This window comes from Streptomyces sediminimaris, assembly GCF_047049295.1.
In the GTDB taxonomy this organism is placed as follows: domain Bacteria; phylum Actinomycetota; class Actinomycetes; order Streptomycetales; family Streptomycetaceae; genus Streptomyces; species Streptomyces sediminimaris.
Map to the genome: position 1 here is coordinate 2,455,317 of NZ_JBJWOT010000001.1, position 23,182 is coordinate 2,478,498.

At 72.3% G+C, this 23,182-nt stretch carries 24 protein-coding genes; 15 read left to right on the forward strand and 9 right to left on the reverse strand.

What is annotated here, in order from left to right; genetic code table 11:
- Nucleotides 1-183: 183 nt before the first annotated feature.
- The 4 genes from glnA (at nucleotide 184) to pspAB (ending at nucleotide 3,679) form a co-directional block, all read left to right on the forward strand.
- Nucleotides 184-1,593 (forward strand): type I glutamate--ammonia ligase, encoded by a 1,410-nt coding sequence (gene glnA, locus ACJ9NR_RS11590; RefSeq protein WP_412487447.1) that lies wholly within the window; start codon nucleotides 184-186, stop codon nucleotides 1,591-1,593.
- Between the two features lie 130 nt (nucleotides 1,594-1,723).
- The gene (locus tag ACJ9NR_RS11595) at nucleotides 1,724-1,990 is read left to right on the forward strand and encodes an SCO2583/SCO2584 N-terminal domain-containing protein (protein ID WP_412487448.1); all 267 of its coding nucleotides are present in this window, start codon (nucleotides 1,724-1,726) and stop codon (nucleotides 1,988-1,990) included.
- Between the two features lie 183 nt (nucleotides 1,991-2,173).
- The gene (gene htpX, locus ACJ9NR_RS11600) at nucleotides 2,174-3,091 is read left to right on the forward strand and encodes a zinc metalloprotease HtpX (RefSeq protein ID WP_412487449.1); all 918 of its coding nucleotides are present in this window, start codon (nucleotides 2,174-2,176) and stop codon (nucleotides 3,089-3,091) included.
- A 3-nt stretch (nucleotides 3,092-3,094) separates the two neighbouring features.
- Nucleotides 3,095-3,679: a PspA-associated protein PspAB gene (gene pspAB, locus ACJ9NR_RS11605; RefSeq protein WP_412487450.1), complete on the forward strand. Its 585-nt coding sequence runs from the start codon at nucleotides 3,095-3,097 to the stop codon at nucleotides 3,677-3,679.
- Nucleotides 3,680-3,681: 2 nt separating this feature from the next.
- Here the strand turns inward: pspAB and ACJ9NR_RS11610 are convergent, their stop codons facing one another.
- The 5 genes from ACJ9NR_RS11610 to ACJ9NR_RS11630 all read right to left on the reverse strand — a co-directional run bounded on the left by ACJ9NR_RS11610 (nucleotide 3,682) and on the right by ACJ9NR_RS11630 (nucleotide 8,484).
- Nucleotides 3,682-3,975 carry a hypothetical protein gene (locus tag ACJ9NR_RS11610; protein WP_412487451.1) on the reverse strand — a complete coding sequence of 98 codons (294 nt, stop codon included), beginning with the start codon at nucleotides 3,973-3,975 and terminating at the stop codon, nucleotides 3,682-3,684.
- A gap of 315 nt (nucleotides 3,976-4,290) precedes the next feature.
- Entirely contained in the window at nucleotides 4,291-5,025 is a 735-nt protein-coding gene (locus ACJ9NR_RS11615; RefSeq protein ID WP_412487452.1) for an ANTAR domain-containing protein, read from the reverse strand.
- Nucleotides 5,026-5,102: 77 nt separating this feature from the next.
- Nucleotides 5,103-5,969: a GAF and ANTAR domain-containing protein gene (locus tag ACJ9NR_RS11620; protein WP_412487453.1), complete on the reverse strand. Its 867-nt coding sequence runs from the start codon at nucleotides 5,967-5,969 to the stop codon at nucleotides 5,103-5,105.
- A 26-nt stretch (nucleotides 5,970-5,995) separates the two neighbouring features.
- The gene (locus tag ACJ9NR_RS11625; RefSeq protein WP_412487454.1) at nucleotides 5,996-7,864 is read right to left on the reverse strand and encodes a CheR family methyltransferase; all 1,869 of its coding nucleotides are present in this window, start codon (nucleotides 7,862-7,864) and stop codon (nucleotides 5,996-5,998) included.
- 20 nt (nucleotides 7,865-7,884) lie between these two features.
- Nucleotides 7,885-8,484: a chemotaxis protein CheB gene (locus ACJ9NR_RS11630; protein ID WP_412487455.1), complete on the reverse strand. Its 600-nt coding sequence runs from the start codon at nucleotides 8,482-8,484 to the stop codon at nucleotides 7,885-7,887.
- Between the two features lie 102 nt (nucleotides 8,485-8,586).
- Here ACJ9NR_RS11630 and ACJ9NR_RS11635 point away from each other — a divergent pair, with 102 nt between their 5' ends.
- Entirely contained in the window at nucleotides 8,587-9,807 is a 1,221-nt protein-coding gene (locus ACJ9NR_RS11635) for a winged helix DNA-binding domain-containing protein (protein WP_412487456.1), read from the forward strand.
- A 109-nt stretch (nucleotides 9,808-9,916) separates the two neighbouring features.
- Here the strand turns inward: ACJ9NR_RS11635 and ACJ9NR_RS11640 are convergent, their stop codons facing one another.
- Nucleotides 9,917-10,225 carry a hypothetical protein gene (locus ACJ9NR_RS11640; protein ID WP_412487457.1) on the reverse strand — a complete coding sequence of 103 codons (309 nt, stop codon included), beginning with the start codon at nucleotides 10,223-10,225 and terminating at the stop codon, nucleotides 9,917-9,919.
- A 151-nt stretch (nucleotides 10,226-10,376) separates the two neighbouring features.
- Between ACJ9NR_RS11640 and ACJ9NR_RS11645 the strand changes: the two genes are divergently transcribed.
- Together ACJ9NR_RS11645 and ACJ9NR_RS11650 are read left to right on the forward strand one after the other, a co-directional pair.
- Nucleotides 10,377-10,736 (forward strand): arsenate reductase family protein, encoded by a 360-nt coding sequence (locus tag ACJ9NR_RS11645; protein WP_412487458.1) that lies wholly within the window; start codon nucleotides 10,377-10,379, stop codon nucleotides 10,734-10,736.
- Between the two features lie 138 nt (nucleotides 10,737-10,874).
- Complete coding sequence (locus tag ACJ9NR_RS11650; RefSeq protein WP_412487459.1) at nucleotides 10,875-11,561, forward strand: SCO2207 family protein; 687 nt, start codon at nucleotides 10,875-10,877, stop codon at nucleotides 11,559-11,561.
- Between the two features lie 3 nt (nucleotides 11,562-11,564).
- On the opposite strand, the gene ACJ9NR_RS11655 is transcribed toward ACJ9NR_RS11650, so the two are convergent.
- Nucleotides 11,565-12,461, reverse strand: coding sequence for an alpha/beta fold hydrolase (locus tag ACJ9NR_RS11655; RefSeq protein WP_412487460.1), 897 nt, complete (start codon nucleotides 12,459-12,461; stop codon nucleotides 11,565-11,567).
- Nucleotides 12,462-12,551: 90 nt separating this feature from the next.
- On the opposite strand from ACJ9NR_RS11655, the gene ACJ9NR_RS11660 reads away from it, so the two are divergent.
- The 6 genes from ACJ9NR_RS11660 to ACJ9NR_RS11685 all read left to right on the forward strand — a co-directional run bounded on the left by ACJ9NR_RS11660 (nucleotide 12,552) and on the right by ACJ9NR_RS11685 (nucleotide 19,291).
- Entirely contained in the window at nucleotides 12,552-13,001 is a 450-nt protein-coding gene (locus tag ACJ9NR_RS11660) for a MarR family winged helix-turn-helix transcriptional regulator (RefSeq protein WP_412487461.1), read from the forward strand.
- 184 nt (nucleotides 13,002-13,185) lie between these two features.
- Nucleotides 13,186-14,217, forward strand: coding sequence for a glutamine synthetase (gene glnII, locus ACJ9NR_RS11665; RefSeq protein ID WP_412487462.1), 1,032 nt, complete (start codon nucleotides 13,186-13,188; stop codon nucleotides 14,215-14,217).
- A 128-nt stretch (nucleotides 14,218-14,345) separates the two neighbouring features.
- A complete protein-coding gene (locus tag ACJ9NR_RS11670) occupies nucleotides 14,346-15,341 on the forward strand; it encodes an NAD-dependent epimerase/dehydratase family protein (RefSeq protein WP_412487463.1) in 996 nt (331 codons plus the stop codon).
- Between the two features lie 291 nt (nucleotides 15,342-15,632).
- The gene (locus ACJ9NR_RS11675; protein ID WP_412487464.1) at nucleotides 15,633-16,907 is read left to right on the forward strand and encodes a sensor histidine kinase; all 1,275 of its coding nucleotides are present in this window, start codon (nucleotides 15,633-15,635) and stop codon (nucleotides 16,905-16,907) included.
- On the forward strand, nucleotides 16,898-17,587 hold the full coding sequence (locus tag ACJ9NR_RS11680) for a LuxR C-terminal-related transcriptional regulator (protein WP_412487465.1): 690 nt from the start codon (nucleotides 16,898-16,900) through the stop codon (nucleotides 17,585-17,587). The genes ACJ9NR_RS11675 and ACJ9NR_RS11680 overlap by 10 nt, the downstream gene beginning before the upstream one ends.
- Nucleotides 17,588-17,776: 189 nt before the next feature.
- On the forward strand, nucleotides 17,777-19,291 hold the full coding sequence (locus ACJ9NR_RS11685) for a DUF1996 domain-containing protein (RefSeq protein WP_412487466.1): 1,515 nt from the start codon (nucleotides 17,777-17,779) through the stop codon (nucleotides 19,289-19,291).
- An 83-nt stretch (nucleotides 19,292-19,374) separates the two neighbouring features.
- On the opposite strand, the gene ACJ9NR_RS11690 is transcribed toward ACJ9NR_RS11685, so the two are convergent.
- Entirely contained in the window at nucleotides 19,375-19,785 is a 411-nt protein-coding gene (locus ACJ9NR_RS11690) for a hypothetical protein (RefSeq protein WP_412487467.1), read from the reverse strand.
- Between the two features lie 212 nt (nucleotides 19,786-19,997).
- Between ACJ9NR_RS11690 and ACJ9NR_RS11695 the strand changes: the two genes are divergently transcribed.
- Together ACJ9NR_RS11695 and ACJ9NR_RS11700 are read left to right on the forward strand one after the other, a co-directional pair.
- A complete protein-coding gene (locus ACJ9NR_RS11695; RefSeq protein ID WP_412487468.1) occupies nucleotides 19,998-21,938 on the forward strand; it encodes a hypothetical protein in 1,941 nt (646 codons plus the stop codon).
- 138 nt (nucleotides 21,939-22,076) lie between these two features.
- A complete protein-coding gene (locus ACJ9NR_RS11700; RefSeq protein ID WP_412487469.1) occupies nucleotides 22,077-22,766 on the forward strand; it encodes a TetR/AcrR family transcriptional regulator in 690 nt (229 codons plus the stop codon).
- Nucleotides 22,767-22,818: 52 nt separating this feature from the next.
- Here ACJ9NR_RS11700 and ACJ9NR_RS11705 read toward each other — a convergent pair whose 3' ends face one another.
- Nucleotides 22,819-23,181, reverse strand: a complete 363-nt coding sequence (locus ACJ9NR_RS11705; protein WP_412487470.1) for a 5-carboxymethyl-2-hydroxymuconate Delta-isomerase — start codon at nucleotides 23,179-23,181, stop codon at nucleotides 22,819-22,821.
- Nucleotide 23,182: the final 1 nt, after the last annotated feature.

A 23,182-nucleotide genomic window follows, 5' to 3' on the forward strand; every position in this document is an offset into this window, starting at 1 on the left:
GCGGCCGTTTCGCGATCCGGACAGGTGGGGTATGCCGGACGCGATCCCGGTTAACTTGTGCGAAACAAATGGGTCACGCCCGAGAAATCACGCATCCCTAGGCTCGGGTCCAGGTGTGCCACCGCATTGGCCGCACGAACGAACTACCACCCCGGCGGGACGGTCGGGAGTAGGAGGAGCTGGATGTTCCAGAACGCCGACGAGGCCAAGAAGTTCATCGCGGACGAGGACGTCAAGTTCGTCGACGTCCGTTTCTGCGACCTGCCGGGCGTCATGCAGCACTTCACGGTGCCCGTCGAGGCGTTCGACCCGGACGAGGAGCTCGCGTTCGACGGTTCGTCGATCCGTGGCTTCCAGGCCATCCACGAGTCCGACATGGCGCTGCGCGCGGACCTGTCGACCGCCCGGGTCGACCCCTTCCGCCGCGACAAGACCCTCAACGTCAACTTCTTCATCCACGACCCGATCACCGGCGAGCAGTACTCCCGTGACCCGCGCAACGTGGCGAAGAAGGCCGAGGCCTACCTCGCGTCGACCGGTATCGCGGACACCGCGTACTTCGGTCCCGAGGCCGAGTTCTACGTGTTCGACAGCGTGCGTTTCGCCACCACGTCGAACGAGTCCTTCTACCACATCGACTCCGAGGCCGGCGCCTGGAACACCGGCGCCCTCGAGGACAACCGCGGTTACAAGGTCCGCTACAAGGGCGGCTACTTCCCGGTCCCGCCGGTCGACCACTTCGCCGACCTGCGCGCCGAGATCTCCCTGGAGCTGGACAAGCAGGGCCTGAAGGTCGAGCGCCAGCACCACGAGGTGGGCACCGCCGGCCAGGCGGAGATCAACTACAAGTTCAACACGCTGCTCGCGGCCGCCGACGACCTGCAGCTCTTCAAGTACATCGTGAAGAACGTGGCCTGGCGCAACGGCAAGACCGCGACCTTCATGCCGAAGCCGATCTTCGGCGACAACGGCTCGGGCATGCACGTCCACCAGTCCCTGTGGGCGGGCGGCGACCCGCTGTTCTACGACGAGGCCGGCTACGCGGGCCTGTCGGACACCGCCCGCTACTACATCGGCGGCATCCTCCGGCACGCCCCGTCGCTGCTGGCCTTCACCAACCCGACGGTGAACTCCTACCACCGCCTGGTCCCGGGCTTCGAGGCCCCGATCAACCTGGTGTACTCGCAGCGCAACCGCTCCGCGGCGATGCGTATCCCGATCACCGGCTCGAACCCGAAGGCCAAGCGCGTGGAGTTCCGTGCGCCCGACTCCTCCGGCAACCCCTATCTGGCCTTCTCGGCGCTCCTGCTCGCCGGCCTCGACGGCATCAAGAACAAGATCGAGCCGGCCGAGCCGATCGACAAGGACCTCTACGAGCTGGCTCCGGAGGAGCACGCGAACGTCGCGCAGGTCCCGACCTCGCTCCCGGCCGTGCTGGACTCCCTCGAGCGCGACCACGAGTTCCTGCTCGCGGGCGACGTCTTCACGTCCGACCTGATCGAGACCTGGATCGACTTCAAGCGCACGAACGAGATCGCCCCGCTGCAGCTGCGTCCGCACCCGCACGAGTTCGAGCTCTACTTCGACGTGTGATCCGCGCCTGGCGCCGGGTGACCGGCGCCTGGCCGAAACATACGCCCGTGCCCCCGCCGTCGGCTGTACCGACGGCGGGGGCACGGGCGTATGTTCTATTCTCCGGGAGGACGACACGGGGGTGGACGGGATGCCGCAGCAGCACGGACACGACGACGAGGAGCGCGAGTTCGACCTGAGGTGGGCGGACGACGCCGAGCACAAGGAGCCCTCGGCGCGGGCCCGGATGCTGGCCGCGCGATGGCGGCAGAACCCGCCCGAGCCGCAGCCCTTCCGCGCCGACCCCGACCCGGTGGCGCCGCGCCGCTCGGCCTGGGTGTCGGCCGCCGTCGTACTGGGTGCCGTCGCCGCGCTCATCCTGCTGCTGGGCTACGCGCGGTTCCGTCCGCCGTTCTAGGTCGTTCCGGAACCGCCTCGTCCGCTCTTCCTCTGCCGTGCGCGCCCTTCCTCTGTCTTTCGCGTCACACAGGGCCGGTCGGCTGTGCCTTTTGCAGCTCCTAGGGCCGTTCGGGACCACTTCATGGGAGTCGCCGGGTGCACACTTGCAGTGGGACGAGTGCCTGACTGCGGGGTGATGCAGATGCAGAGCCGCTTCCGGAGCGACCGGCGGCTGACCGTGCGGATGACGGTCACGATGTTCCTGCTCGGATTGCTGTACGTGGCCTTTGTCGCCGCGTTGATCGTTTTGCTCAAGTCCTGGCTGCTCATCGTGGTGCTGGTGGCCGCGATGTTCGTCGCGCAGTTCTGGTTCTCCGACCGGATCGCGATGTTCGCCATGCGCGGGCGGGTCGTGGAGCGCGAGGAGTATCCCGAGCTGCACGCGGTCGTCGACCGGCTGTGCGCGATCGCCGACATGCCCAAGCCGGTGGTGGCCGTGTCCAGCATGGACATGCCCAACGCGTTCGCGACCGGACGCAATCCCGACCACGCCGTCGTCTGCGTGACCACGGGGCTGCTGCGGCGGCTGGAGCCCGCCGAGCTGGAGGGCGTGCTCGCCCACGAGCTCTCGCACGTCGCGCACAAGGACGTCGCCGTGATCACGATCGCGTCCTTCCTCGGCGTGATCGCCGGGCTGATCGTGCGGTTCGCCTTCTACTCCCAGCTCTTCGGCGGCGGACGCCGGGACCAGAACACCGCGGCGGTCTTCGCCGCCGTGATGGGTGTCTCGGCGGCCGTCTACGCGATCAGCTTCCTGCTGATCAGGGCCCTGTCCCGGTACCGGGAGCTGGCCGCGGACCGGGCGGCGGCGCTGCTCACCGGGCGGCCCTCGGTGCTGGCCTCCGCGCTCACCAAGGTCTCCGGCGACATCGCGCGGATCCCCACCAAGGACCTGCGGACCGCGCAGGCCTTCAACGCCTTCTACTTCACGCCCGCCACCGGCAAGGAGCCCGGATTCGAGCGGTTCTTCTCCACCCACCCCAGCCTGGAGCAGCGGCTCGACCAACTGGGGCGGATCTCCGCCGAGCTGGGCGAGGCTCAGACCCCCGGAAAGGCGTGATGCATGGGCCTGCTGGACATCCTGCTCGGCCGTACGAAACCGGTCCTGCCCGACCTGGACCGCCTTTTCGCGCTTCCGTCGGCGGCCGTGACCCTCGAGGCCGCGGCCGGTTTCACGCCGACCGGCACGGGCGCGGTGTGCTTCGCCACGGTCGAGGGCTCGGCCTTCGAGCAGACGCACCGGGAGGTCCAGGCCCTGCTGGACGCGGACGCGGACCGGGAGGGCCCCCCGGTGGAGCTCAGCCAGGACGAGTACGGCTACTCCTGGCTGGTCTCCCGCCGCTCCCCCGACCAGCTGTCCGCGCTGGTCAACGACCTGCACGCGGTGAACAGCGCGATGGAGGTGAACGGCTTCGGGCCGCAGCTGCTGTGCTCCGTGGCGGGGTTCCGGGCCGAGGGGGACAGACGGCTGGCGCTGGTCTATCTCTACAAGCGCGGCACGTTCTACCCGTTCGCGCCGCAGCCCGGTGCGGGACAGCGGCGCGACAACGCGCTGGAACTCCAGGTGAAGGCGGCGCTCGACGGCGACCTGCGGATGGAGGAGGACCTCAGCCGCTGGTTCCCCGTGTGGGGCGCTCCCGGCCTGTAGGCCTACCGCTGCTTCTCCCGGGCCTGCCGGCGTGACTCCAGGGGACGCTCGCGGCGGTAGCGGCGCTCCCACTTCGCCTGCTGGTCACGGCGCTTGCGGTAGGCCTCGTAGCTGGCCGGCACGGCCCCCGACGAGGATCCTCCCGACGCGGTGGGCCGCGAGGCGCTGCCGGTGGAGCCCCTGCGTCCGTACTGCAGGTAAAGGAAGAGGACGGCGACCGCGGCGAGCCACCAGACATGGTTTCCGAATCCCAGGAACACCAGGACGACGGTCCCGGCCATGACGACGCTGCCCATCAGGGCCTCCGTGGGCGTGGGTGTGTACGAGCGGTGACGAGGTGCTCTTCGTGCTCTCCGGCGGGGCGCTGGGGGACGGGCGTCCGGCCGCCGGTGCGTAGAGAGTAGCCCCGAGTCCGCGGGGTGGTGCCTGTCCCGCACGAAGAGCGAGGAGCAGCTCCGCAACGCGTGTCCAGCGTAGGGAGACGGTCACGCGGCGTGCACCCGGTTTTCTCCGGGCCCAGAGCCGGGAGGGACACCTCGCGACCGCCGGGCAGGTGCGCGAGAAGCAGCTCGAACTGGTCCGGCCGGCGCGGTGCGGTCCGGTCTGCCGGCCTAGACGACCGGCAGGTCCAGCGTTCGCGCCACCACCTCGGAGGCGACTTCGTTCAGCCGGCGACGGTGCGAGCGTGCGTGGGAGCGCAGGATGCGGAAGGCCTCGTCGACCGAGATGGAGTGCCGGGCGGCGAGGGTGCCCTTGGCCTGTTCGATGATGATGCGGCTGGTCAGCGCGTGCTCCAGCTGGCCGGCCAGGACGCGGGTCTCGCGCAGGCGGAGGTCCCGCTCCAGGGCCCAGCCGACCGCGTCGGCGAGGGCCTGGCCCAGCGCGAGGAGCTCGGCGGGCAGCGGTGCGGTGCCGGGGCCCAGCAGCACCAGGGCGCCCAGGGTGTCCGGGCCGACGTGCAGCGGCAGTGCGGCGACCCGGTTGAACCCCAGCTCAACGGCGCGCGCCGCGTAGCACGGCCAGTCGCGGCGGGCCCGTTCGCCGTCGAGCGCGGTGTCGGGGACCGGGCGGCCGCTGCGGCGGGACTCCGACCCCGGCCCCTCGCCCCGGCCGGCGGCCTCGCCGGCGAAGCGCACCAGCTCCTCGCCGACGGCGGTCACCCCGGCGGGGGAGCGCTCGTCGGGGGCGTACAGCACGACCGCCGCGCACTCACCGAGCAGTTGGGTTCCGTGCGCCGCCAGGGCCGCGAGCAGTCCGGTCGGGTCGGAGACCTCGGTGACCGGACTGGCGGCCAGGTCGACGAATGCCCGTGCCAGCTCCTGCGGCGACGGGGACATCGTGCTCATCGGCTGGTTTCCCTTCACCTGTCGGCCGGCCGGTGCCGGTCGTGTCCGCGTGTCCTGCTCGTTCGCTGCCGGGTGTCTCATCGGCCGAGTCTCAGTTCGCCGCTGAGGACGCGCTCGGCGACCGAGTGGGCGGAGGAACCCTCGGCAAACGCGTGGGCCTTGATCAGTTGCAGGGCGTCGGTCACCGGGCACCCGAGGTGCACGGAGACCATGCCCGCGGCCTGGTGCACCTCGGCACGCACGTCGGTGGCACCATACAGTCCGGGATCGCCGTCCGGCCCGAGGATCATGGAGCGTGTCAGCGCCTCGGCGACCTCCCCGAAGGGGCCCGCGTCCGCGACGCCCTGTGCCGGGTCGAAGACCGCGAGGGCGCCGACGCACGTGCCGGACAGACCGAGCGGCACGGCGGCCACCGCCTTGATGCCCAGTTCCGCGACGGCCGGGCCGTAGCCGGGCCAGCGGTCGAACAGGTCGGAGCCGTCGGCCAGCACCGGACGGGCCTCGTTGGTCGCGTCCCGGGCCGGGCCCTCGCCGAGCAGGAACTCCAGCTCCTGTGCGGCCCGGGACGGTTCGTCGGAGGCGGCCAGGGCCAGCTGGTCGTGGGAGGCTCCGATCAGGGCCACCGCCGCGCTGTCGGTGCCGCATGCCGCCGCGACACCCGACATGAACACCGGCATCGGGCCACCGCGCCGAGGCGTCCAGCCCGTCAGCCGGGTCACGTAGTCCTCCTGGAGGCGCGCCGCGGTCTGATGGCAGGCCGCCGTCGAGCGGTGCATCCTGGCGATCCGCAGATGCATCTCCCTGAGGGCCTGGGTGCGGGCCTGGTCGGCGAGGAGCTCATGCCGCTCCGCGCGATCGGTCTCGTACCCGAAACGCGCGTGTGCCATGGCGGCTTTCCGCTCTGCGGAGGCGATGAGCTCGGAAGCCGCGCCTTCGGTGGCCATATCGGAATCGTACGCTCACGTTCGTCCTACTCGGAGCGGTTCGCCCGGGCCTCCTCCATCAGCAGGACGACCCCGCCGTTGTGGCCGTCGAAGGGACTGCACTGCACCGTGCAGATGATCGAGCGGCCCAGCCGGTTGATGGCCGGCACGGGTACGGGATCGCCCCGTCCGCCGGTGTCGACGCAGAGCTGGATCGTCTCCCGCAGTTTCTCGGTGGGCAGGCCGAAGTCGAGGCCGTAGAAGGACTGGTCCAGGACCTCGTCGACGCGCAGGCCCCACAGGTCGACGGCGCCGCGGTTCCAGCTCTTGACCTTCATGTTCTGGTCGAGGACGACGACTCCGGCGGCGATGGAGGTCAGCACTGCCTCCAGGAAGGTACGGGCCTCGTCCAGCTCCTCGGTGCGGACCCGCATCTCCTCGTTCATGGTCTCCAGTTCCTCGTTGCCGGACTGGAGCTCCTCGTTGGTGGTCTCCAGCTCCTCGTTGGTCGACTGGAGCTCCTCGTTGGTCGTCTCCAGCTCCTCGATGCTCGACTGGAGCTCCTCGTTGGTCGTCTCCAGCTCCTCGTTCGTGGACTGGAGCTCCTCGTACGCCGTCTCGAGGTCCTCGCGGACCCGCTTGATCTCGGACTTCAGCTGCGTGGCGACCGTGACGTCGGTGAAGGTGATGCTGGTGGCGGTCACCTGGCCGTCGGGGCCGGTGAGCGGCTGGACGGTGATGTCGAAGAACTGGACGCCGTCGGCGACCCGGCGCTCGGCGCCGTTGACCCGCAGGGTGCGCCGCTCGTGGACGGCCTGCTCGATCAGGGAGCGCAGTTCGACGGGGCGGTAGGAGATCTCCAGGTCCTGGAAGGGCCGGCCGATGTCGTTCGTGGTGAGGCCGAACTCCACGCGCGCGTGGTTGTTGATCAGCAGGACCAGGCCGTCGGCGTCGACGGCCAGGCTCGCGCCCGGCGCGGCGTCGAGGATGAGATCGCGCAGCTGGCGGTGGCGTGCCGCGCTGTGCAGCTCGCCGCCCGCTCCCGCCCTGATCTTCACCGGGGCGGGCTGGTACGGCGTGGCGGCGTCGCCGGGCCGGCGCCGGAACACGCGCTGCCGCATGCTCACCACTTCGAACCGCTCGGCGTCGTTGAGCAGCATCTCCGCCTTGCCGAGGAAGAGGTAGCCGCCGTCGCGCAGCGCGAAGTGGAAGCGGTCCATGATCTGCGTCTGCGCCTCGACGTTGAAGTACATCAGCGTGTTGCGGCACACCAGCAGATCGAGGCGGGAGATCGGCGCGTCGCGCGTGATGTCGTGGCGGCCGAAGATCACCTTGCGGCGCAGGTCGGAGCGGAAGCAGAACCGGGCGCCGTTCGGCTCGAAGTACTTCTCGCGCAGCTCCGGCGCGAGCGGCTCGAGCGCCTTGGCCGAGTACAGGCTGCTGCGGGCATCGCGCAGTGCCTCGTCGTCGACGTCCGTGCCGTAGATCTTGACGCGTTCGAGGGTCTCCTCCAGGCCGAGGGCCTCGGCGAACATGATCGCCAGCGAGTAGGCCTCCTCGCCGCTGGAGCAGCCCGCGCTCCACACCCGGATCTCGTCCTCGCTCCCGCTCTGCGCGAGCAGTTCGGGCAGCACCTCGCGCTGCAGGAAGGTCCAGGCGTCGGGATCGCGGAAGATAGAGGTGACGTTGATCAGGATGGTGTTGAACAGCGCGTCGAACTCGTCCGCGTTGGTCTCCAGGCGGTCCCGGTAGTCCGTGTAGGACCCGACCTGGGCGTCCGCCATCCGCTTGCGGATGCGGCGGCCCAGCGAGGAGCGCTTGTACCCGGTGAAATCGAAACCGCGGGCGTCACGGAGGAACCGGAGCAGCTCCTCGAGCTCCTCGTCCGTCTCCACGTCCGGATGTCCGTCAACCATTGCTGTCGCCCACTTCTCCGCTACTGCCGCTCGAGCCCGACCAGTCCGCTGATCACCGCGGCGATCTCCTCAAGAGGTAGCACGAAGTCCACCCTCCCCGTACCCACGGCCGCATCCGGCATGCCCTTGAATTCCGCCGTCGCCGGATCCTGCACGATGACGGTGCCCCCGCGTGATTTGACGGCGTCCACCCCCATCGCGCCGTCGCGCCCGGTGCCGGTGAGCACACAGGCGATGGCCCTCGCCCCGTAGGCCCCGGCGACCGACTCGAAGAGCAGGTCGGCGGAGGGCCGGACGAAGTGGATCAGTTCGCTGTCGGTGAGGGCGAGCCGCCCGCCGGGACGGACCAGGAGGTGCCGGTCCGGCGGGGCGATGTAGACCGTGCCGGGAACGGTCCGCTCATGGTCCTCGGCGAGCTTCACCGCCATCTCCGTACGGCGGTCCAGGACCTCCGCGATCACCGTGCGGTGCCGGGGGTCGAGATGCTGCACGACCAGGACCGGCACCGGGAGTTCGGCGTCCAGGGCGCCGAGCACGGTGGCGAGGCCGTGGATGCCGCCGGCTGAGGAGGCGATGGCCACGACTTCGAAACGGTCGGACGCGGACTCGGGGGGCTGCACACGGCCAGACTAGGGCCTGCCGCGGACGTGGGGGCGCTGTCCCGAGGCCGCCGTACCCCACGCCGTCCGGGCCCGTTGTCAGTGACCTCCTGCAGGATGGGCGTGAGCGACACTGACGTGAGCGACGGGGAGGCCGGTGTGGACGGTGGCGTGCGGTACATCGGGGCGGAGGAGCGGCGGGCCCGGCTGGCGTGGCGCCACCGGCTCGCCGGGGCGGCGCGGGCGGGCAGCCCCGAGGAGGTCGCCGGGACCCTGGTCGCGCTGCACGGCACGGACCCGGCGACGGTCCACCTTGCCGTCGGCGCACGGCTCGCGGACCCGGCGGTGACCGTGGCGGAGACGGAGCGTGCGCTGTACGAGGACCGTTCCCTGGTCCGTATGCACGGCATGCGGCACACCGTGTTCGTCTTCCCGACGGCTCTCGCCGCCGTCGTGCACGCCTCGACCGGTCTCACGGTCGCCGCCCGCGAGCGGGCGTCGCTGCTCAAGGCCATGGCGGAGGCCGGGGCACCGGACGCGGCCTGGCTGAAGGAGGTCGAGGAGTCGGCGCTGGCGGCGCTGGCGCGGCGCGGGCAGGCGACCGCGGCCGAACTCGCCTCGGACGAACCGCGGTTGCGGGAGCGGTTCGTGTACGCGGCCGGGAAGAGCTACGAGGGCGTGCACACCGTCTCGACCCGGCTGCTGAGGGTGCTGGGCCTGGAGGGCAAGGTCGTCCGGGGGCGGCCGCTCGGGTCGTGGACCTCCAGCCAGTTCCGCTGGGCGGTGGCGCCGCCGCATCCGGAACTGGGCGTGGCCGAGGCGCAGGCGGCGCTGCTCGGCCGGTGGCTCGCGGTGTGCGGGCCCGCCACGGAGGACGACCTGAAGTGGTGGACGGGCTGGAAGGTGACCGACGTGCGGCGCGCGCTGGCCACGATCGGCGCGCGTGCCGTGTCGCTGGACGAGGGGACGGGATACGTCGTGGCCGGTGACACCGAGCCCGTGACCGGGCCCGCCGAGCCGTGGGCGGCGCTGCTGCCGGCGCTGGATCCGACGGCGATGGGGTGGCGGGAGCGGGACTGGTACCTGGCCCCGGAGCTGCGGCCGATGCTGTTCGACCGCAGTGGGAACGTGGGGCCGACGGTGTGGTGGGACGGACGGGTGGTCGGAGCCTGGGCCCAGCGCAGGGGCGGGGAGATCGTGTGGCGCGTGCTGGTCCCCGGCGGGGTGGGGCGGGAGGCGGAGGCCCTGATCTCGGCGGAGGCGGAACGGTTGCGGGGGTGGGTGGGTGCCACGGGGGTGACGCCTCGGTTCCGGACGCCGGTGGAGCGGGAGTTGGCGGGGTAGGCAAGCCCGGCCCCCGCCGTCCCCCGGCCGTCCCTCCTCCGGGGGCAGGACCCCCGGAAGCAGGGGCGGCGCCGGGTGCCGCGGCGTCGGGCGGCACCCGGCACACCCGTCAACGCGAGTACCGCATCAGTGCCCGCACCATGTGGCACGTCGTGTCCGACGGCGGATGGACGCCGATCATCTCCGCCGTGCTGCGTATCGTCTCGTTGCGGGCCTGGTTGGGCATGTAGACGCCCGAGTCGAGCAGGGCGATCGCGAGCCGCATCGCCTTCAGGCGGCGGTTGTGCGTGACGTACCACTCGCGCGGACGGCCCGGCGGCAGCGGGCGCTTCTCCACGGGCTCGTAGGGCAGGTCGAGCAGAACGGGGTGCTGGGCAGTGGACTGCGTCGGTTTCGGCTTCAGTGCGGCAGCGGGCACAGGCATCCTCCTGTCGCGGTCAGGTCGCCCACCAGGGACGTTCCGACCCCGGCGGCTTCCTCGAACACTGCTTCTATTCTAGCGCCCGCCACTGACAAAAGCCCCTGGCCACAAGGGCTTTCGGGCGGCTGCGGTCGCGTACCGTGGGCGCATGGAGATCTGGATCAACCCGGCCTGCTCGAAGTGCCGCGGCGCCCTCGACCTGCTCGACGCCGAGGGCGCCGGCTACACCGTGCGCCGCTACCTGGAGGACGTACCGAGCGAGGACGAGATCAGGGCCGTACTGGGGCGCCTGGGCCTCGAACCGTGGGACATCACCCGTGTCCAGGAGGCCGAGGCCGGGGAGCTCGGCATGAAGGACTGGGCACGGGAGGACTCCTCGCGGGAGCGGTGGATCAGGGCGCTCGCCGGGCACCCGCGGCTGATCCAGCGTCCGATCATCACCGCCGACGACGGCACCGCCGTGATCGGCCGCACGGAGGAGGCCGTACGGGACGCTTTGTCCCGGTAGGACCCCCGCCGGAGCCTCGCCACAGCTCCAACTGGGCTGTGACACAGGTTACTTCAGCGACCCCAGCGACCGCTGAGCAACTGCGTTCGGTATCTCGTACATAGCGGCGTACGCTCCCCTACCCCTCAGGAGGCGCGCATGTCGCGCAGGCGAAGGCTCGGTACGAAAAAGAAGATCGCGCTGCTGGTGAGCGCGGCGGCGGTGGCGGGAGGCGGCGCCTTCGCCATGGCGAGCACCTCCAACGCCGCGCAGGGTCCGGGGGCCAGGACCCTGTCGTCCGCCGCGGACTCCAACGTCTGCCTCGGGCTCGCCACCGCCCTCGGCAACAACCAGAGGTTCATCGACGGGCAGAAGGCCGCTCCCGACGCCCAGTCCGCGGCCCGGATCGCCAACCGCCAGGCGGTCATCGAGCAGATCAAGGTCCAGCAGAAGGCGTCCGGTTGCACCGTTGGGGAGTCGGCTCAGGGCTCCCAGTCGACGCAGCCGGCGCAGGGGACCGCTCAGCCCTCGCAGGGGGCCTCCGCGGGAAACGCGAGCGCAAGCGCCGGCGGGAACGCCGGTGGTGGTGCGGCCCCGGGCCGGCAGGTGTGCAACGGCTCCACCGTGACCCTCTCCGGCGAGGGCGGGGCGCCCGCCGCCTCCAGCAACCAGTTCCCGGTGGGGACGACGCTGAAGGTCACCAACCTGGACAACGCCAAGTCCACGACGGTGAAGGTTACTTCGGTCTCCGGCAGCTGTGCGCTGCTCAACGACGCGGCCTTCGAACAGGTCCGTGAGCCCGGCAAGTTCCTGATCCGCCACGCGTTGATCGAGAAGGTGGGGTGAGGCTCAGCGACCCAGGAACTCCGTGAGGCGGCGGCCGAGTTCGGCCGGTGCGGCCTGCGGCAGCGCGTGGTGGGAGACACCGGGCAGGACGACCGTCTCGGCACGCGGCAGCAGCGCACCGGCCCGCGCCGCCACGCGGTACGCGTCATGCGTCCTGCTGCTCCCGGCCAGGAGCAGCAGGACCGGCACGTCCAGCCCGCGCAGGGCGTCGGGCGCCGGGCGGGGACCGGTCACCGGCTTCGATACGGAGGGGAAGCCGGCGGCCGCCTCCTGCAGGCGCAGCCAGTCGGGGTCGAGGGCTTCCCGATCCCGCGCCCCCGCCCGAGCGGGAGGCGCCCCCGTCCCGGTCTCCCAGCGCAGGAAGGCGCGGACACGGGCCGGCGTCGGCCGCAGCAGCATCGGCAGGGCGTGCAGCAGATAGGCCGGCCGGTACCCGGCGAAACACCCGGTGGGGTCCAGCAGCGCGAGGCGCCGCACCCGCGCGGGTGCCCGCAGCGCGTGGTGCAGGGCGATCCAGGCGCCGTAGGAGTGCCCGGCGAGCGCGGTCTCCCCCACGCCGAGCCCGTCGAGGACCGCGCCCAGCCAGGCCACCAGGTCGGCGACCGTGCGGGGGTGGCGGTCGCCGGCCTCGGTTCCGCGGCCGGGGGCGCCGATCAGGTCGACGGCCAGGACGCGGTGGGTGCGGGCCAGGTCGGCGGCCTGGGCGTACCAGGAGGCGGAGGTCGCTCCCCCGCCGCCGGGGAGGAGGACCAGCGGGGGGCCGCTGCGCGGGCCGCACGCGTTGACGTGGGCGGTCCCGAACGGCGTGCGGACGGCCAGCGCCTCCCGCCCGGCGGGCCACTTGGCCATGACCGTCTCGTAGGCGGCCAGGAAGCCGTCCATGTCGTATGCACCGCTCATCCGTGTGCCCTCCCCGGGTGATCCTCCGGCATCCCCTATTATCTCGCTGAGCGAGATACTCGTCGAGCGAGATGATAACGGAGAAGGCGTATGCAGCCCCAGGGCCCGGAACTGGAGATCGTCCATCTGCTGCGTGCGGTGACCGTCGAACTCGGCCTGCACAGCGGCCGGTTCGCGCAGCGCTACGGCATGCACCCCACCGACGTGCGCGCCCTGATCGCCCTCATGGACGCCGCACGCGCGGGTGCGGAGATGACGGCGGGCCGGCTCGGTGCGGCGCTCGGGCTGAACTCCGCCGGGACGACGGCACTCGTGGACCGGCTGGAACGGGCCGGGCACGTGCGGCGGGTGCGCGGCGGGACGGACCGGCGCCGGGTCGTGATCGAGGTGGAGGAGAGGGCGGTCGAGCTCGGCTGGGCCTACTTCGGGCCGCTGATCGGGCGCGCGGTGGACGTGCTGCGGGGTTACGACGAGCGGGAGCGGGCGGCGATCCGGGGGTTCCTGGAGGCGGTGCGGGAGGCCGCGGCCGGGGCGGGCTGACCCGCGACCGCCGCCCTCACACGTGAGTCGCACCGCAGCCATGCCGGGTAACACGGGGTTCACGTACGGGCAATGGCCGGGAAACCGCCCGTTGGCAGGCTCGCGGCCATCAACGGCGGCGCCCCGGTGCCGCGGCGCCGCGGCACCCGCAGGTGCGCCAGACACACCCCGAAGGAAGTGGCCCGTGACCTTCAAGGCTGAGTACATCTGGATCGACGGCACCCAGCCGACGGCGAAGCTCCGCTCCAAGACGAAGATCATCACCGGTGAGCCCGGCGGGCTCGACGCGCTGCCGGTCTGGGGTTTCGACGGGTCCTCCACGAGCCAGGCGGAGGGTCACTCCTCGGACCGTGTCCTCAAGCCGGTCTTCACCTGCCCCGACCCGCTCCGCGGCGGCGACGACGTCCTCGTCCTGTGCGAGGTCCTCGACATCGACATGACGCCGCACGAGTCCAACACCCGTGCCGCGCTGGCCGAGGTCGCCGGGAAGTTCGCCGCGCAGGAGCCGGTCTTCGGCATCGAGCAGGAGTACACGTTCTTCCGGGACGGCTACCCGCTCGGCTTCCCCAAGGGCGGCTTCCCGGCCCCGCAGGGCGGCTACTACTGCGGCGTCGGCGCCGACGAGATCTTCGGCCGTGACGTCGTCGAGGCGCACCTGGACAACTGCCTGAAGGCCGGTCTCGGCCTCTCCGGCATCAACGCCGAGGTCATGCCCGGACAGTGGGAGTTCCAGGTCGGCCCGCTGGCCCCGCTGGAGGTCTCCGACCAGCTGTGGGTGGCCCGCTGGCTGCTGTACCGCACCGCCGAGGACTTCGGCGTCGCCGCGACGCTCGACCCGAAGCCGGTGAAGGGCGACTGGAACGGCGCGGGCGCGCACACCAACTTCTCCACCAAGGCGATGCGCGAGGGCTACGAGGCGATCGTCACCGCCTGCGAGTCGCTCGGCGAGGGCTCCAAGCCCCTGGACCACGTCAAGAACTACGGCGCCGGCATCGACGACCGCCTGACCGGTCTGCACGAGACCGCCCCGTGGAACGAGTACTCCTACGGCGTCTCGGACCGCGGCGCCTCGGTCCGCATCCCGTGGCAGGTCGAGAAGGACGGCAAGGGCTACATCGAGGACCGCCGTCCGAACGCCAACGTCGACCCGTACGTGGTGACGCGTCTGCTCGTCGACACCTGCTGCTCCGCGCTGGAGAAGGCCGGCCAGGTCTGATCCCGCCGCTCGCCCGCCTCGCGGCGCCCGGCCGCTGATCCCCTGCCCTCGTCCGCCCTCGTCCGCCGTCGTCTGCCCTCGGCAGAGCGGCGTTCCGCCCCGCGTCCGGGCCGGGCAGGCTCACCGGCATGAGACTTCTGGTGCTGGGTGGTACGGAGTTCGCGGGACGGGCCGTCGTGGAGGCGGCCCTCGGGCGCGGCTGGGAGGTCACGGTCCTCAACCGCGGCCGGCACCGGCCCGCCTCCGGTGCGAAGGCGTTGCGGGGCGACCGGACCGTGCCCGGCGGGCTCGGCGCCCTCGCCGACGGAGCTTGGGACGTCGTCGTCGACACCTGGTCGGCGGCGCCCCGGGCCGTGCACGAGGCGGCGCGGCTGCTGCGGGGCCGTGCCGGACGGTACGTGTACGTGTCCAGCTGCTCGGTGTACGCCTGGCCCGCGCCCGCCGGCTACACCGAGGACGCGCCGCTGGTCGAGGGCGCCGAGCCGGACGCCGGGCAGACCGACTACGCGCGCGACAAGAGGGGCGCGGAGATCGCCGCCGTCGAGGCCTTCGGCGCGGACCGCTGCGTGCTGGTCCGGGCGGGGCTGATCCTGGGCCCGTACGAGAACGTCGGCCGGCTGCCGTGGTGGCTGGCCCGTGTGGCGCGCGGCGGGCCGGTGCTGGCGCCCGGACCGCGGGACCTCCCGCTGCAGTACGTCGACGTGCGGGACCTGGCCGAGTGGATCCTGGGGGCGGCCGAGCGGGAGCTGAGCGGCCCGTACAACCTCGTCGGTCCGCGGGGGCACGCCACGATGGGGTCCCTGCTCCAGGCGTGTGCGACCGCCACCGGCGCGGCGGCCCGGCTGTGCTGGACGGAGCCGGACGTGATCCTGGAGGCGGGGATCGAGCCGTGGACGCAGCTGCCGGTGTGGGTGCCGGCGGGCAGTGACCTGCACGACTTCCTGCATGGCTCGGACGTTTCGCGGGCCCTGGCGACGGGGCTGGCCTGCCGGCCCGTCGAGGAGACCGTCGGCGACACGTGGAGGTGGCTGCGGGACATCGGCGGAACCGCGCCTCAGCGCCCGGACCGGCCGCCGGTGGGGCTCGACCCGGCGGTGGAGGCGGACGTCCTGCGCGGTCGGTGACCGGGCCGCGGTCGGTGGGGGCCTGTCGCGCGGTTCCCCGCACCCCCGGAAGAGCACGCACGATTCCCCGCACCCCCGGAAGAGCACGCACGATTCCCCGCACCCCCGGGAGAGGACGCACGATTCCCGGCGCCTCCGGAAGAGCACGCACGATTCCCCGCACCCCCGGAAGAGCACGCACGATTCCCCGCACCCCCGGAAGAAGACCGGCCGGGGTGTACCTGGCACCACCCCGGGACCGGGGGGCTCGGCCCCGTGACCGTCCGCGCCCGCTCCGCCAGACTCTGCGTCATGACCACCAACACGGAAAGCGGCTCCCCGACCGGGAGGGCGCGGGCCGTCGCCCTGGCGGCGGGACGGGGGTTCGTGCTGGCCCTGGTGACCCTCCCTCCGGCCGTCGTCCTCTACACGCTCACCCTGGTGTCCCTGGCGCTCGTCCCGGTCGGCGTCGGGGCCTACACCACGCCGTGGCTGCTGACGGGCGTGCGGGTCTTCGCGGACCGGCGGCGGATGCTGGCGGCCGAGTGGGCCGGGGTGCGGATCCCGGCCTCCTACCGTCCGCTCCCCGAGGGCGCGGGCCCCTGGGCGCGGACGTACGCGATGCTCCGCGACCCGGCGGTCTGGCGCGACCTGCGGTGGCTCCAGGTCGACATGACGGCGGGGTTCGTCACCGCGCTGCTGCCGGCGGCGCTCGTCCTCTACCCGCTGGAGGGGCTCGCGGTCGCGGCCGGGCTGTGGCGGCCGTTCTCCGCGAGCGGCGGGTACTGGTACGGCTTCGTGCACGTCACCGGTCAGGCCTCCGCCCTGGCGGCCGGCGCCCTGGCCGTCGTGCTCCTCGGCCTCAGCCCGCTGGCACCGCGCCTGCTGGCCGCCCACTTCCGGCTCACCCGGGCCGTCCTGGGCGCGAGCCAGGGCGAGTTGGCCGAGCGGGTGCGGGTGCTCACCGAGACCCGGAGGGACGCCGTCGACACCTCCGCCGCCGAACTGCGCCGCATCGAGCGGGACCTGCACGACGGGGCGCAGGCCCGGCTGGTGGCGATGGGCATGGACCTGGGCACCATCGAGGCGCTCGTGGACCGGGACCCGGCGAAGGCCAAGGAGCTCCTCGCGCGCACCCGCCGGTCCTCGGCGGACGCCCTCACCGAGCTGCGCGACCTGGTCCGCGGCATCCACCCGCCGGTGCTGGCCGAACGCGGGCTCGGTGACGCGGTACGGGCGCTGGCGCTGCGACTGCCCGTGGCCACCGAGGTGAACGTCGAACTGAGCGGCCGTGCGGACGCGCCGGTGGAGTCCGCCGCCTACTTCGCGGTCAGCGAGGTGCTCACCAACGCGGTCAAGCACTCCGGCGCGGACCGGATCTGGATCGACCTGCACCAGGCGGAGGAAGAGCGCGGCGGCACGCTGCGGATCTCGGTCACCGACAACGGCCGTGGCGGGGCGGTGATCGGCGCCGGGACCGGCCTCGCCGGGGTCGAGCGGCGCCTCGCTACATTCGACGGCGTCCTGGCCGTCAGCAGCCCCGCGGGCGGTCCGACCATGGTGACCATGGAGATCCCTTGCGCGTAGTCCTGGCCGAAGACCTCTTCCTGCTGCGCGACGGGCTGGTGCGCCTGCTGGAGGCCCACGGTTTCGAGATCGCCGCCGCCGTCGAGTCCGGCCCCGAACTCGCCCGCGCCCTCGCCGAGCTGGATCCGGACGTCGCCGTGGTCGACGTCCGGCTGCCGCCGACGTACACCGACGAGGGGCTGCAGTGCGCGCTGCGGGCGCGCCGGGACAGACCCGGTCTGCCGGTGCTGGTGCTCTCCCAGCACGTGGAGCAGCTGTACGCGCGCGAGCTGCTCGCCGGCGACGCGGGTACCTCCCGCGCGGGCGCGGCCCGGCACGGCGGTGGCGGGGTGGGCTATCTGCTGAAGGACCGGGTCTTCGACGCGGAGCAGTTCGTGGACGCCGTGCGGCGGGTCGCGGGGGGCGGCACGGTGATGGACCCGCAGGTGATCCGGCAGCTGCTGTCCCGCCGGGCCGCCGAGGACCGGCCGCTCGCCCGGCTGACACCCCGTGAGCGGGAGGTCCTGGAGCTGATGGCGCAGGGCCGCTCCAACTCGGCGATCGCCGGGCAGCTGGTGGTGACGGAACGGGCGATCGCCAAGCACACCTCCAACATCTTCGCCAAACTGGACCTCGAGGTGTCGGACGATGACAATCGGCGCGTTCTGGCGGTCCTCGCCTACCTGGACCAGGGCCGGTGAACGGATGCTGATTCTCCGTAACTTCCGCTGCTCAAGCTGCTGTTGAGGCCGGTCGGCCGTGCAGTCCTCTGATTTGCCGGTGAGGTTGCTGAACACCCCTGGGACGCCGTCCGTATCCATGGGCGCCGCTTCACTCCTGTCGGGCGCCTCGATGCCCCGCCAAGCCCGCAAGGAAGTCAGAGGAGTTCCATGGGACGCAACACACGCAAACGCCGCACGCCGCTGGCCACCAAGGCCATAGCCGCATCGGCGGCCCTAGCGCTCGGTGGGGGCGGGCTGCTCTGGGCGAACTTCTACGCCTCGGCGCACGAGTCGAACTCGGGGCACAACTACACGAAGTCCGCCAACGCCCAGTGGGCGACGCTGGCCTGTCCTGACGTGAGCCAGAAGCTGACGAACGTGCCGTACCGGGCCCGGCAGGGCGTGACCAGGGAGCTGGCGAACCTCGACAAGCAGGTCACCGAGGCCTACTCCCGGCTCGCCTCCACCCGCCGGGCCCAGGCCAACGACGCCAACTTCGTACAGAACGCGATCGTCGGCCCGCTCAAGGACAAGCGCATCGCGACGCTCGACCGCATCCGGATCGACATCGAGCGGGTCGGCGGCAAGGCGCCCGACAACCTCAGCCAGCTCGCGGCGTGCACGCCCCAGGCAGCCAACCAGGGGCAGAACGGCCAGAACGGAGGCGGCCAGAACGCAGGCGGCCAGAACGGCCAGGCCACTGCCTCCCCCTCGGCGGGTGCCACCGCCGGCGCGGGCCAGCAGCAGGACAACGGCAACGGTGCGGCCGGGCCGGTCGCCGCCGACTTCGTCGACATCACGAAGGTCGCGCCGAACGTGCAGGGCAAGCCGGACAAGGGCAACAACGCCTCGACCGGCACGTTCAGCCTCAACTGCGGTGTCAACGCCAACGAGAACCGCAACACCGACAACCTGATCGTCGCGCCCGGCGTGAACAACGGCGCGCACCACACCCACGACTACGTGGGCAACCAGGACGTCAACGCCTTCTCCAGCAACGACACCCTGGCCAAGGCCAGTACCACCTGCTCCGAGCAGGGCGACAAGTCGGCCTACTACTGGCCGGTGCTGCGCCTGCAGGACGGCACCCAGGAGAAGGACGCCAACCAGCTCGGCGGCGGCAAGGAGGGCAACGTCGGCAAGATCCTGCGGGCGGAGTCGGCGCAGATCACCTACGTCGGCAACCCGACCAGCAAGGTCGTGGCGATGCCCACGTTCCTGCGCATCATCACCGGTGACGCCAAGGCGGCCACCAACGGCGCGGCGAACGCCAACGCGCACTGGAGCTGCACCGGCTTCGAGGACAAGGTCCAGCTGACCAACCAGTACCCGCTGTGCCCGCAGGGCAGCAAGGTGGTCCGTACGTTCGCCTTCCAGAGCTGCTGGGACGGCCAGAACATCGACAGCGCCAACCACCGTACGCACGTGGCCTTCGCCGACCCCGCGAGCGGCGCCTGCCCCAACGGCTTCAAGGCCATCCCGCAGCTGACGCAGCGCCTGGTGTACGACGTTCCGACGCCGACCATCGCCAACGGTCAGGTCAAGAACCCGTACGCGGTCGACGGCTTCCCCGAGGAGCTGCACAAGGCGATCACCGACCACGACGACTTCATCAGCGTCATGGACCAGAACCTGATGAACCGGGTGGTCAACTGCATCAACAACGGCCAGCGGTGCAAGTGACCCGGCAGATCCGGTGACCACACACCGGCGGCCGGTGGCGGGAGAGCCCGCCACCGGCCGCCGGTGTGTGCGCCCGGTGCCGGTCAGCCGGTGTGGGCGCTGTGGTCGGTACCGATCTCCACGTCGCCGCCGAGCTTCGGACGCAGGGCCGTGATCACGCTCCGGGTGCCGGTGGAGACCGTCCATTTGCGGCCGACCAGGTAGAAACCGCCGTAGTCCTTGGCCGAGTTGATCCACTCGCGCTGGCCGCGGTCGGTGGCGAAGGTCGCGAGGACGAACCTGCCCGCGGCTCGCCCGCAGATGGCCTGGCGGACCTCGTCGGTGTCCAGCTGCATGTCCGGCCGGCACTTCACCGCCGTGGCGAGGCTCTCCAGCGTGCCGGTGGCGGCGGGCGGCACCTCGGCTGCGGTGCCGCTCTCCCCGGCTCCGCAGCCGGACAGCGCCAGCACGGCCGCGGCGCCCGCCGCGGCGAGCATCGGTCGGGTCGTCCTCATCGGTTCCTCCGGTCCCTTCCGGCCCCGGCGAGGGGCCCGTCACCATCGATACGGGCGCGGAGTACGGCGCACTCAAAGCCCGCCGGGGCCCCTGCACACCTCTGCGAAGGCGGGCCCGTGGACCACGACCGGGGCGCCCGTGGGGCGACCCGCCGGAAGACGACCCGCCCGGGCGGCGGTGACCATCGCACGATTCGCTCGTTCTGCTGAACGTGCAGTCACAGGATGTCGCCCCGCGCCCCGCACCTTCCTCCGCCGACCCGGTCGTCGACGTCGAGCAGGCGGAGGCCGCGCTCGTCGAGCACTACCCGCGGCTGGTCAGGCTCGCCTACCTGGTGCTGCCGCCGGGCCTCGGCCGCAACCGGCGCGTGGTGACCGCCCACGCCCTCACCCAGCGCGCCCTGCCCAGGGGCCGTACAGCGGCACCGGCGATCCCGGCGCAGTCGGCCGGCCGCGACGGCGACCCCGGGTACGCCTTCGTCCGCCTGCGGGTGCTGCGCACGGCGCTGGAGGCGGGCCTGCCGCTGAAGCGCACGCTGTGGCCCAGGCGCTCCCAGCTGCCTCCGCTGCTGCCCCAGGTATGGGGCCTGCGCCTGTTCCCGCGCTCGGGCGGCGCCGACGAACTCACCCTGGACCAGCACCTGTCGACGCTGTCCGGGCCGGCCCGCGCCGCCTACGTCCTGCGCGGTGCGGAGCGGCTCGCCGACGCCGAGGTGCGCGCCGTGCTGACCGCGGCCGGCTGCGCCGACCCGGACGCCGCGCTGGCGGAGGCCGACGGCGTCCCGGAGCGGTACGCACTGCTGGACTCCCCCGAGTTCGACCCCTGCTCGCTGCAGGCCCGGCCCACCGACCTGATGCGGCGCAGGCAGCACGCCAAGGCCGCGCTCGCCGCCGCGGCGGCGCTCACCGTGTGCGGCGCCCTGCTCGGTCTGCCCGGCGACGGCTGGGCCCCGGACGGCGCCGCCGCCCCCGTGTACGCGCAGAACCCGGCCGCCGAGGCCGCCCTCGACCCGGCGAAGCTGGCCAGGGTCGCCCCCACCGCGTGGGAGTCCTCCGCGCGCACCGACTTCTCCGTCTGGCCGGCCCGCGGGGACCTCGCAGGCGACAAGGCCCTGCTGCGCCGCGCGCTCGCCGTCTGGGCCAGGCCCGGCGAGAGCGTCCAGGTCTCCGCGACCCCCGGCACCCCCTCCGGCGGCCCCTCCGGCCCGCCCCAGCTGCTCTACGCCGGGACCGTGGACAGCGCCCACGTGGTGATCCTCTACGACGGCCTGCGCATCGTGCGGTACGCCGAGCCGCGGGACGGCACCAAGGGCGCCGCCCTCGACTTCGCGCGCGTCGACGGCGCCGGCCGCGCGGACGCGAGCGCGCTGGTCCTGGACCGGGCCGACGGCAACGTCCGCTATCTGACGGCGCCCTGGGTGACCAAGGCCGCCGAGCGTGACCTGCTCAAGCCGGGCGCGGGCGCCATGGACCTGCCCATCACCGGCGGCGTCACGGCGCCGCTGGCGAACTCCTCCGCACAGAACGGCAGTTGCACGTCCTGGAACGTGATGCAGCTGACGGACTCCACCGGCACCCATGTGTCGACCGACCTCGGCGAGCTCGTCCCCGCGCGGCTGACCACGGGGCGCCCCGGCGCCACCCACGAGGTCTCCGGCGCGCGGGCGCTGCGCACCTGGGCGCCGTACGCCTGCTCGCTGGGCGCGCTGCGCTCGGCGGGGGTGCGCAGCGTCAACGCCTGGCCGTACGCCGAGCAGCCGCTGCCGTCCGGGCCGGGGTCCGCCGGCCCGGACGGTGCGGCGGCGGACTGGGTGTGCACGCGGGCGGAGACCTGGCGGGGCGGCGGCACGCGGGTGCTGGCGCAGTTCCACACACCGGGCGGGACGTACGGGGCGGTCGCGGCGAAGGCCGAGAACGTCCCGGCGTGCGGGGCGAAGGACCCGCAGGTGCTCGCCGGTGTGCTGTGGAAGGCGGAGTCGGGCCGCTGGTACCTGCTCGCGGCCGGGAGCGAGGGGACCGCGTCGATCAGTACGACGGGTGGGGTGCGGGCGAGCGCACGGGGCAACCTGCTGGCCGCCCGGGCCGAACAGGGCGCCCGCGCCCGGCTGAAGGGCACCACGGACGACGGACGATCCGTCACCGGCCTCGGCTAGGGCAGGCGGGGTGGGGTGCGGGGACGGGCCGCCGGTCCGCATATGAGGGCGCGAAGTGAGCGTTCGGTGCCGGACATGTGAACACCCGGCGGCCGGTCCGGTCCGTTCCCGGCCGGATCCGATCGGTAAGGTGTTCGCATGACTACCGGAGTGCGCCGCAGAATGGGAGTCGAGGAGCGACGGCAGCAGTTGATCGGCGTCGCCCTCGAACTGTTCAGCCGGCGCTCTCCCGACGACGTCTCGATCGACGAGATAGCGTCCGCGGCGGGCATCTCCCGCCCGCTGGTCTACCACTACTTCCCCGGCAAACTCAGCCTGTACGAGGCCGCGTTGAGGCGGGCCGCGCAGGATCTGGCGGGCCGGTTCGACGAGCCGCGGGACGGGCCGCTGGGCGCGCGGCTGCGACGGGTGATGCGCCGCTTCTTCGACTTCGTCGACGAGCACGGGCCCGGCTTCTCGGCGCTGATGCGCGGCGGCCCGGCCGTCGGCTCCTCCGCCACCAACGCCCTCATCGACTCCGTACGGCAGGCCGCCCATGACCAGATCCTTTCGCATCTGGGCGTCGAGGAACCGCCCGCGCGACTGGAACTGGTCGTACGCTCCTGGATCTCGCTCGCCGAGTCGACCGCGTTGATCTGGCTGGACGGCCGGCGCATCCCGCGTGCCGAGCTGGAGGCCCAGCTGGTGCACGACTTCGCCGCCCTGGCCGCCGTGAGTGCCGCCTACGACGCGGAGATGGCCGTGCTGCTGCGCCGGATCTTCAAGGACGAGCCGGCCGACGGCCCCTTCACGGACCTGGTCGCCCGGCTGATCTCACTGACCTCCTGACCAGCGCCCCGAGTGGGCGCGGGGAACCGGGCGACCGGCCGCGGCGGAGTGGCTAACGGTCGAACTTGCGGTAGGACGGGTCGAGGTCGCGCACCTCGGCCGAGGCGTGCAGCACGATGCCCTCGTCCGCGACGTGCTCGCGCAGCAGCTCCAGCACGGCCTGAGTCAGCTTCGCCCTGGTCTCCTCGGAGCGTCCGGCGAGCAGCCCCAGGGTGACGTGGACGATCCCGTGGCGTTCCGCGGCGGGATCGTCGTAGCCGTACACGGTGAACTCGCCCGGCCGGAACTGCGTCTTGCACGCCTCCGGCCTGGCCGCGGCGATCTCGACCGTCGCCTCGTGCAGGGCGCGGGCGAAGGCGGCCCGGTCGAAGGCGGGCGCGATCGTACGCGAGTAGTCGACGGTGATCTGCGGCATG

Excerpts from the sequence above, each read along its gene's own strand:
- ACJ9NR_RS11660 (WP_412487461.1), top strand. The coding sequence starts at position 12,552 with ATGCAGCCCCAGGGCCCGGAACTGGAGATCGTCCATCTGCTGCGTGCG.
- ACJ9NR_RS11655 (WP_412487460.1), bottom strand. The coding sequence starts at position 12,461 with ATGAGCGGTGCATACGACATGGACGGCTTCCTGGCCGCCTACGAGACG.
- ACJ9NR_RS11685 (WP_412487466.1), top strand. The coding sequence starts at position 17,777 with ATGGGACGCAACACACGCAAACGCCGCACGCCGCTGGCCACCAAGGCC.
- ACJ9NR_RS11675 (WP_412487464.1), top strand. The coding sequence starts at position 15,633 with ATGACCACCAACACGGAAAGCGGCTCCCCGACCGGGAGGGCGCGGGCC.
- ACJ9NR_RS11645 (WP_412487458.1), top strand. The coding sequence starts at position 10,377 with ATGGAGATCTGGATCAACCCGGCCTGCTCGAAGTGCCGCGGCGCCCTC.
- ACJ9NR_RS11650 (WP_412487459.1), top strand. The coding sequence starts at position 10,875 with ATGTCGCGCAGGCGAAGGCTCGGTACGAAAAAGAAGATCGCGCTGCTG.
- glnA (WP_412487447.1), top strand. The coding sequence starts at position 184 with ATGTTCCAGAACGCCGACGAGGCCAAGAAGTTCATCGCGGACGAGGAC.
- ACJ9NR_RS11610 (WP_412487451.1), bottom strand. The coding sequence starts at position 3,975 with ATGGGCAGCGTCGTCATGGCCGGGACCGTCGTCCTGGTGTTCCTGGGA.
- ACJ9NR_RS11670 (WP_412487463.1), top strand. The coding sequence starts at position 14,346 with ATGAGACTTCTGGTGCTGGGTGGTACGGAGTTCGCGGGACGGGCCGTC.
- ACJ9NR_RS11615 (WP_412487452.1), bottom strand. The coding sequence starts at position 5,025 with ATGAGCACGATGTCCCCGTCGCCGCAGGAGCTGGCACGGGCATTCGTC.
- ACJ9NR_RS11620 (WP_412487453.1), bottom strand. The coding sequence starts at position 5,969 with ATGGCCACCGAAGGCGCGGCTTCCGAGCTCATCGCCTCCGCAGAGCGG.
- pspAB (WP_412487450.1), top strand. The coding sequence starts at position 3,095 with ATGGGCCTGCTGGACATCCTGCTCGGCCGTACGAAACCGGTCCTGCCC.
- htpX (WP_412487449.1), top strand. The coding sequence starts at position 2,174 with ATGCAGAGCCGCTTCCGGAGCGACCGGCGGCTGACCGTGCGGATGACG.
- ACJ9NR_RS11625 (WP_412487454.1), bottom strand. The coding sequence starts at position 7,864 with ATGGTTGACGGACATCCGGACGTGGAGACGGACGAGGAGCTCGAGGAG.
- ACJ9NR_RS11690 (WP_412487467.1), bottom strand. The coding sequence starts at position 19,785 with ATGAGGACGACCCGACCGATGCTCGCCGCGGCGGGCGCCGCGGCCGTG.
- ACJ9NR_RS11705 (WP_412487470.1), bottom strand. The coding sequence starts at position 23,181 with ATGCCGCAGATCACCGTCGACTACTCGCGTACGATCGCGCCCGCCTTC.
- ACJ9NR_RS11595 (WP_412487448.1), top strand. The coding sequence starts at position 1,724 with ATGCCGCAGCAGCACGGACACGACGACGAGGAGCGCGAGTTCGACCTG.
- ACJ9NR_RS11700 (WP_412487469.1), top strand. The coding sequence starts at position 22,077 with ATGACTACCGGAGTGCGCCGCAGAATGGGAGTCGAGGAGCGACGGCAG.